We start from the raw sequence: 9,466 nt of genomic DNA on the forward strand, positions 1-9,466 counted from the left end.
CATGAACGACAAGGTCAAAGCACTTTCGCGCAATATCGAGGCGATTTACCCGTTGGCTCCCATGCAGCAAGGATTGCTGTTCCACAGTCTGCTGCACCCCGGCAAGGGGATGTACCTGCTGCAATATCGTCATGTCATGGTCATGCCCAACCTCGACCTGGAAGCTTTTCGTCAGGCCTGGGCGCAGGTGGTGGAGCGTCACGAGCTGCTGCGCACGTCTTTCGTCTGGAAACAGCAAAAGCGCCCGATGCAGGTGGTGCACAAGCAGGTTGAACTGCCGGTGACCTATGAAGACTGGTCGCACCTGAGCGAAGGCGAGCAACAGGGCCGTCTCGAACAATTGCTGAGCGAAGAGCGTGCCCAGGGCCTGGACTTTACCAAGGCCCCCTTGATGCGGGTCAGGCTGTACAAGATTGCACCCGACACCTACCAGTTCGTGCGCAGCTATCACCACATCCTGATGGATGCCTGGTGTTTCTCGATCATCATGATGGACTTCCTCAACGGCTATCGCGCCGCGCAGGAAGGTCGTCGCCTGAACCTGCCGGCACCGCGCCCATACCGCGACTTCATCCGCTGGCTGGAAGCCCAGAAGCCCGAAGATCATCAAGCGTTCTGGCAGCAGCGTCTGGCCGGTTTCGACACCCCCAACGAGTTCGGTTTTGGCCATGCGGGCCGCATCCAGGATGCCGCCGAGCCGGTCGAAGATTGCGTCGAACACCTGACCCTGGAACAGACCCAGAGCCTGCAACATACCGCAGCTCGTCACGGCATCACCCTCAACACGCTGGTGCAGGGCGCCTGGGCTTTGCTGCTGGCGCGCTACAGCGGTGATCGCGATCTGGTGTTCGGCATCACCGTGGCCGGGCGTCCGGTTCACCTGCAAGGCATGGAAAGCATTGTCGGCCTGTTTATCAATAGCCTGCCGCTGCGCTGGAGCTGGCGTCCGGACGATGCGCTGGGTCCATGGCTCAAAGCCTTGCAGACCGAGAACCTGAGCCTGCGGGAACACGAAAGCGTTTCCCTAGCCGACATCCAGCGCTGGAGCGACGTGCAGCGTCAGGACCTGTTCCAGAGCCTGTTCGTGTTCGAGAACGCGCCGATTACTTCCGACCTGCGTCAGAGCCAGCTGGATTACCTGATCAGCGACATGGCCAACCGCACCCACACGAACTACCCCGTGACGGTGGTCATCGTTCCGGGCGAACGTCTGCATTTGCAACTGACCTACCAGACTGACTGGTTCCTGCGCGAAGAAATCGAGCAGATGCTGCGCCACTTCCGCACCTTGCTGCTGAATATGGGCGAAGCACTGAGCGCGAAGCCCGAAACGCCCCTGCATCATCTGGCCATGCTCGATGAGCGGGAAATCGCCATCCAGCATCAGGACTGGGCCGGTGGCGGTCTGGCCGCCGATGAGCAACTGCTGCAACCCTTGTATATCGAACGCTTACAGCAACAGGTTCGCCAGACGCCCGAGCGCGTGGCCATTGTGCATGGCGAACAGAGCCTGACGTTCGACCAGTTGAACCGTGCCGCCAACCGTCTGGCCCGGCACTTGCGGGCACAGGGCGTCCAGTCGGACGACCTGATCGCGGTGTTCGACGAACGTGGCCTGGACCTGGTGGTGATGATCGTCGCGACCCTCAAGGCCGGCGCAGGCTGGCTGCCGCTTGATCCCCGCAACCCGCCACAACGTCTGGCCCAGGTGCTGCGCCAGAGTCGCACGCCATTGCTGATTCACAGTGCAGGGCAGGGCGAACTGGCGATGGAGGCTGTGGAACTGCTGGAGCAGCCGCTCAAGTCGGTGCTTTACGATTCCTCCGCATTGGGCAGCTACAGCGATGATGACCTGAACATTCCGGTTCACGACAGCTCGCTGGCCTATTGCATCTTCACTTCCGGCTCCACCGGTACGCCTAAGGGCGCGATGGTTGCCCATGCGGGCATGCTCAACAATATTCTCGGCAAACTGCCGGGGCTCGGCCTCGATGCCAGTGACGTGATTGCCCAGACCGCGCCGCAGTGCTTCGACATTTCCGTGTGGCAAACCCTGGCCGGTATGGTGCTGGGGGCGCGCACCGTGATTCTGGGCGATTGCGTGGTGCAGAACCCCGATGATCTGGCAGCCGCCATAGAGCGTCATGGCATCAGCATTCTTGAAGCGGTGCCATCGCTGATGCAAAGCCTGCTGGATGCTGGCCTCGACCGTTCCCGTCTGCGCTGGGTCCTGGCGACCGGCGAAGCACTGCCGCCAGCTCTGGCGCGGCGCTGGTTCGAGCGCTATCCAGCCATTCCGCTGATGAACGCCTATGGTCCGGCGGAATGCTCCGATGACGTGGCGTTCCATCCGTTGCTCGAACGCTTGCCTGAGCAACGCATCAACGTGCCCATTGGCCGCGCGACACTGAATAACCGTCTGTACCTGCTCAATGCCGACCTGCAACCGATACCTGCCGGAGCAGTGGGGGAAATCTTCGTGGCGGGTGTGGGCGTCGGTCGTGGCTATATGGCCGACCCGGCACGTACGGCGGCGGTGTTTCTGCCGGACCCGATTGCCAACGATGGCAGCCGCATCTATCGCACGGGCGACCTGGCGCGTTTCCTGCCCAATGGTGATCTGGAATACGTCGGGCGCACCGACCATCAGGTCAAGATCCGTGGTCACCGTATCGAACTGGACGAAATCGAAGCCTGCCTGACCCGCTATCCGGGTGTCCGGGAAGCCGTGGTGGTGGCCCGTGATGACCAGCAACGCTCCAAGGTGCTGGTGGCGTATGTGGTGTCCGATGACCAGCCAGGCATCGAAGCCCTGCGCGAGCATGTGCTGGGCAACCTGCCGCCCTACATGATTCCGGGCGCGTTCATGTTCCTGGAGCGCTTTCCCCTCAATGGCAACGGCAAGATCGACCGCAAATCCTTGCCCGCGCCGGATTTTGCCGCGCAAAGCCAGGCCCGTTATGTGGCGCCCAGCAGCGAACTGCAAGGCCAGATGGTCGAAGCCTGGCAAAGCGTGCTGGGGCTCGATCAGGTAGGCGTCGAAGACAACTTCTTCGAGCTGGGCGGTCATTCGCTGCTGGCCACGCAACTGATCGGCCTGATCGGCAAGCTCAGCGGTAAAGACCTGCCACTGCGCATCGTGTTCGAGCGCCCGACCATTGCCGCCATGGCGGACTGGCTGGAAAACCGTACCGACACTGCCCAGTCAGCGCCCAAGCTCTTGCCTCGTCCTGAAAAGCTGCCGCTGTCCTTTGCCCAGCAACGACTGTGGTTCCTGCAACAACTTGACCCGCAAAGCCCGGCCTACAACCTGGCCGGTGCGGTACGCCTGACCGGCGCGCTGCATATTGCCGACCTGCACAGGGCCTTGCAGTCCGTGCTCGATCAGCATGAAGTGCTGCGCACCGGTTTTATCAGTGAGCCTGAAGGCCCGAGCCAGGTGATTCTGGCTCGCACCGAGCTTGAGCTGCCACTGATCGACGTGCCAAGCGAAGCAGCACTGCATGACCTGCTGCGCCAGGATGCAATGACGCCGTTCGATCTGCAGGCTGCGCCATTGCTGCGCGCCAGGCTCTATCGCCTGGCACCTGAGGCGTTTGTCCTGTCGCTGAATTGCCATCACATCGTTGCCGATGGCTGGTCCCTGCAACTGATCATCGATGGTTTGTGCAAGCAGTACCGTACTCTGCGCCAAGGTTTGAGCGCCGAGACTCCAGCCATATCGATGCAATATGCCGATTACGCCCTGTGGCAGCGCCAATGGATGAACAGCAAGGCCTGCGAGCAGGAACTGAGCTTCTGGCGCGAGCAACTGGCCGGTGAACTGCCGGTGCTGGAACTGGCTGCCGATTTCCCGCGCCCGGCCCAGGCCAGCCAGAACGGTGGTCGTGTCGAGCAGCGTTTGCCTGAAGCCCTGACTGCACGCTTGCGGGCCTTCAGCGCCCGTCACGGCTGGAGCAATTTCACCCCGATGCTGGCGGCATTCCAGTTGCTGCTGCGCAGCCGCAGCGGTGAAGACGACATCATTGTCGGTGTGCCTGCGGCCAACCGGCATCATGCCGCGTTGCAACCCTTGGTCGGTTGCTTCGTCAATACGCTGGTGTATCGCAAGAAATTGTCCGGCGAGCGCAGCCTGCTGCAATTGATGAGCGAGTTGCAGGCGTTGTCGGTGTCGGTGCAGTCCCATCAGGACTTGCCCTTCGATTACCTGATCGAACAGCTCGGCGTGACCCGGCAAGTCAGTTACAACCCACTGTTCCAGGTGATGTTCAACTACTTCCCCGGCAATGCCCTGGAGCGTTTCGAGCTGACCGACGTCATCGCCGAACCTCTGGATAATCGCCCGGACAGCGCCTTGTGCGACCTGCATCTGGACGTGCGCGACAGCGAACATGGCATCAGCCTGAGCCTGCAATACAGCAGTGATCTGTTCCGTGAGCAGACCGTGCAGACCATGGCCGAGCAGTATCTGGCGCTGCTGGATGCCTTGCTCGATCAACCGGAAAAGGCCCTGGGTGAACTGGTCTGGCAACCTGCCGAACGTGCTCTGGCAAGGCTAGACGGCCCTGAAGTCGATGGTCAGCAGGACATTCTCCAGGCCTTTGAGCTTCAGGTTGCCAGTCAGCCCGACGCCATTGCCGTACTGGCCGGCGATCAACGCCTGACTTACGCCGAACTGAATCAGGCTGCTGAACGACTGGCAGCAGCCTTGCAGGCTCAGGGCATCGGCATCGAAGATCGTGTGGCCTTCAGCTTGCCTCGCGATGCCCGCCTGCTCACGGCCATGCTGGCCATTCTCAAGGCGGGTGCGGCCTATGTGCCGCTGGCCGAAGACACGCCACCGGAACGTGGCCGCTACATTCTTGAAGCTGCGCAACCGCGGGTATGCCTGGGCACTGCCGCGAGCCTGGAAGCGCTGGCCGAGTGGAACAGCGGCGTTCCGTTGCTGGATATCGACGCACTGAACGCTAGCGACACACTGCGCACACCGGCATTGACGGCGAATCAACTCGCCTACGTGCTGTACACCTCCGGCTCCACCGGCAAGCCAAAAGGCGTGGCGATCAGCCGGGGCAATCTGATGAACCTGATGCTGGCGGTCGGGCAAGTCCTGCCGCTGACTGCTCAGGACCGAGTGCTGGCCTTGACCACCGCGACCTTCGACATTGCCATTGTCGAACTGCTGCTGCCTCTGGCCCATGGCGCAAGCATACTGCTGGCTGATCGCGAGCAGGCCCGTGACCCGCAGGCCATTGATCAACTGCTGCTGGCTTCGCAACCGACCGTCATGCAGGCCACACCCGCAACATGGCGGATGCTGGTGGCCCATACCTCACGCAACTGGCAAGGCGTGCGCGCCATTTCCGGTGGCGAGGCCTTGCCCGTTGCGCTGGCAGAAGCCATCGAGGGCAGGGGAGCCAGGGTCATCAACGGCTATGGCCCGACAGAAGCGTCGGTCTACAGCACCTTTGAAGTCCGCAACGGCAACGAAAGCGGCGTGGAAGTGCCCATCGGGCAGCCGGTGGCCAATACCGCGGCTTATATTCTGGATGCCGACCTGCAACCCGTGACTGAAGGGGTTCCCGGTGAGCTGTATCTGGCCGGTGCCAACCTGGGCCGTGGCTACTTCGCTGCACCACGACTGACCGCTGCGGCGTTCCTGCCCGACCCATTCGTGGCCGGTGCCCGCATGTACCGCACCGGTGACCGGGTACGCCGCAACAGCAATGGCAGCCTGGATTACCTGGGCCGTCTGGACTTCCAGGTCAAACTGCGCGGTTTCCGTATCGAACTGGGGGAAATCGAAGCATTACTGGCGCGTATCCCCGGCGTTCGCGAGGCGGCTGTCGTGCTGCTGGGCACCGGCGAAGCGGCGCGGCTGGTGGGCTATTACGCGGGGGATGCGCAGGATGAAACGCTGCTGCGCGACACCCTTGGCGCACAACTGCCGGACTACATGCTGCCAGGCCAGTTTGTGCATCTGGACACCTTGCCACTGAGCCCGAGCGGCAAGGTCGATCGCAAGGCGTTGCCGGAACCTATCCAGCGCGACGGTCAGCGCGGTGCGCTTTCCGGCGAGTGGGAGCAGGCACTGGCCGTGCTCTGGGAAGAACTGCTGGGCAGCAGCGATATCGGGGCCGAAGATAATTTTTTCGCATTGGGTGGCCATTCGTTGCTGGCGGCGCGTCTGGTGGCGCGCATTGCTGAACAACACAACCGACGCCTGCCGTTGCGCACACTGTTCGAGCACCCGGTCCTGCGGGATCTGGCGGCGCAACTGGCTGCAACAAGCGTTGAGTCCGAAGGCATTCTGCGCTCCTTCAAAGAACCTCTGGCACCGCTGCATTTCACTCAGCAACGCTTGTGGTTCCTGGATCGTCTGCAAGGCGATACTCAGGCTTATCACCTGTCCCTGGCCTTGAGTCTGGATGCGGTCCTGCAACCGGCCGTGCTGGAGCAGGCCCTGACTCAACTGATCAGCCGCCAGCACAGCCTGCGCACGGTATTCAGCGACACCGCCGAAGGCGCACGTCAGCGTGTCGAGGATCAGGCAGCGGTGCAGGTGAGCATCGAACCGCTGGAGATCGACGAACATTCCCCGGTTTTCGCACAGAAGCTCAGCCAGGAAGCACAGCGCGCCTTCGATCTCACGGCCTCGCCGCTATTCAGAGTGCGGGTGTATCAAGGGCAGAGCCGCAGCGTGTTGCAGGTCACCTTGCACCACATCATTGCCGACGCCCGTTCCCTGGAGATCTTCTTCAATGAGTTGCAACTGATCTATCAGGCAATTCTGGAAGGTCGCAACGCATCTCTGCCGCCACTGCCGTTGCAGTTCTCCGACATTGCCGCCAGTTGGCAAGGCCCGGCGGGGCAGGCGCTGATCGAGTCGCAGCTTGAATACTGGCGCAAGACCCTGGCCGGCGAGCCGCCGGTGCTGAACCTGCCCACCGACTTGCCTCGTCCTGCTGAGCAAGGCTACAACGGCCAGCGTCTGCGCTTCAGCCTGCCCGCCACCTTGGTCGGGCAATTGCGGGAAACCGCGCAACGTCATGGCCTGACAGCGTTCGCACCCTTGCTGGCGGCCTGGAAAACCTTGCTGGCCAGGCACTCGGGCCAGCGTGAAATCTGGATCGGCCTGCCGGTCGCCCATCGCCATCAGGCCCATACCGACAACCTGATCGGTTACTTCGCCACGACCCAGGTATTGCGCAGCAGCATCGATCCGCTGCAATCGGTCGAGCAGTTCTGGCAGCAACTGCAAGCCACGCATCTGGCCGCGCAGCAGCATGGCGACGTGCCGTTCGAGCGTTTGGTGGAAGCCCTGCAAGTGCGCCGCGACCTGAGCCATACTCCGCTGTTCCAGGCGTTGTTCAACCTGATCCAGCGCGATGTTGCCGCATCGGAGGAACACAGTTTTGCCGGCGTGCCGGTGCAGCGCCTGAATGTCGAAAGCGATAGCGCGCTGGTGGATATCGGCCTGCATATCGAGCAGCACGGTGACGACTGGCAGTGCGTGCTGGAATACAACACCGACCTGTTCCTGCCCCGCACCGCGCAACGTTATGTCGACGAATACCGCTATCTGCTTGAAGGGATGCTGAAACAACCTGAAGCACGCCTGTGGGATATCGATCTGGCCAATGCCGATCACGCGCTGGATGAGCGCCCATGGAACCTGCCAGCACAGGCCTTGCAGCGCGAAGTGGACCTGATTGCCCGTTTCGAGCGGCAAGTGGAACTGACACCCGAGGCCTTGGCCGTGGATTGTCAGGACCAGCAATGGACCTATGGGCAACTCAATGCCCGCAGCAATCGACTGGCCCATTGGTTGCGCGCCCAAGGCGTCGGCACCGATGACCTGATTGCTGTCTGCCTGACACGCGGCCCGTGGCTGTTGCCAACCTTGCTGGCCATTCACAAGGCCGGCGCGGCGTACCTGCCACTGGATCCGCAACATCCGACAGACCGCCTGCGTTTCATCATCGAGCATGCACGTCCGGCGCTGGTGCTTGGTGAGAGCTTGAGCAGCGATGCCTTGAGCGGCGTCGACAAGGTTCTGATCGACCAACTGTCGCTGGATGATTACAGCACCGAGAATCTGGTGTTGCCGGTCAACCCGCAACAACGGGCCTATGTCATCTACACCTCGGGCTCGACCGGCACACCGAAAGGCGTGCAGGTCACCCGCGATAACCTGAGCAACCTGCTGGCAGGGCTTGGCCAACAGTTGCCGCTCGGCTCTGACGATGTCTGGCTGGCCAGTACCACTTACGCCTTCGATATGTGCAAGCCGGAGCTGTTCCTGCCGCTGGTCAATGGTGCGGCCATATTGCTGGCCCGTCGCGAACAGGTGGTGGATGGTCATCAACTGTTCGCCTTGCTGCGCCGCGCCACGGTGTTCCAGGCAACGCCTGCGGGTTGGCAGATCCTGCTGGAAACCGGACATGCCGACTGGCCTGCCGTACGCGGCCTGATCGGTGGTGAAGCGGTGCCGGGTGAACTGGTGACCGAACTGCGCAGCCGTGGCGTGACCCTGATCAACGCCTATGGCCCGACGGAAACCACGGTCTGGTCGACGACTCAGGCGTTGCAGGAAGTGCCGAACGGTGTCGCCGATATCGGCTCGCCGTTGCTCAACACCCGCTGCTACGTGCTCGATGAAATGCTGCGCCCGGTACCGCTGGGCACGACCGGTGAGCTGTATATCGCCGGTTCCGGTGTGACCCGTGGCTATCAGCATGCGCCTGCCATCACGGCGTCAGCCTATTTGCCGGATCCTTATGCCAGCGAATCCGGCAGTCGTATGTATCGCACTGGCGACTTGGTGCGCCGCCGCAATGACGGTCGGCTGGCCTATGTGGGGCGCAGCGACTTCCAGGTCAAGGTACGGGGCTTCCGTATCGAGCCGGGCGAAATCGAGTCGCTGTTGCGCCGTTACCCAGGCGTGGAAGAAGCCGTGGTGATGATCGACGCCCGCAGCCAGAGCCTGTTCGCCTGGCTGCAAACGCCGAACCCGGTGGATCAGGCGGCATTGCGTCGTCATCTGGAAGGCGTCTTGCCGGGCTACATGATTCCTGCCGGTTTCATCGAACAGCCACGTTTTGCCCTGAATGCCAACGGCAAGATCGACCGCAAGAGTCTGCCAGCGCCGCAGCCGGTCGCGACTCAGGGCGTGGCACCGCGCAACGAACTGGAGCAGCAACTGGCCGACATCTGGCAGGAGTTGCTTGAAGTGCCGCAGGTCGGGGTGTTCAACAGCTTCTTCGAGCTGGGCGGCCATTCGTTGCTGGCGATGCGCTTGATGACCCGGGTCGAGAACCGTTTCGGCATCAAGATCGAGCTGCGCAGTCTGTTCCACAACCCGACGATTGCCGCGCTTGCCGAGCAGATCGAAAAACCCCAAGGGCCTTCCACGGATGAAGCCCTGGACGAAATGCAGCGTCTGCTATCAGAGATGGAAGAATAA

Annotated in this window: 1 protein-coding gene; it reads left to right on the top strand. The window is 61.9% G+C overall.

The window, feature by feature from the left end; all coding sequences use genetic code 11:
• Nucleotide 1 precedes the first annotated feature (1 nt).
• Nucleotides 2–9,466, top strand: coding sequence for a non-ribosomal peptide synthetase (locus K5D32_RS07390; protein ID WP_221599619.1), 9,465 nt, complete (start codon nucleotides 2–4; stop codon nucleotides 9,464–9,466).

The sequence above is a fragment of the Pseudomonas cichorii genome, from assembly GCF_019719005.1.
Classification (GTDB): domain Bacteria; phylum Pseudomonadota; class Gammaproteobacteria; order Pseudomonadales; family Pseudomonadaceae; genus Aquipseudomonas; species Aquipseudomonas cichorii_E.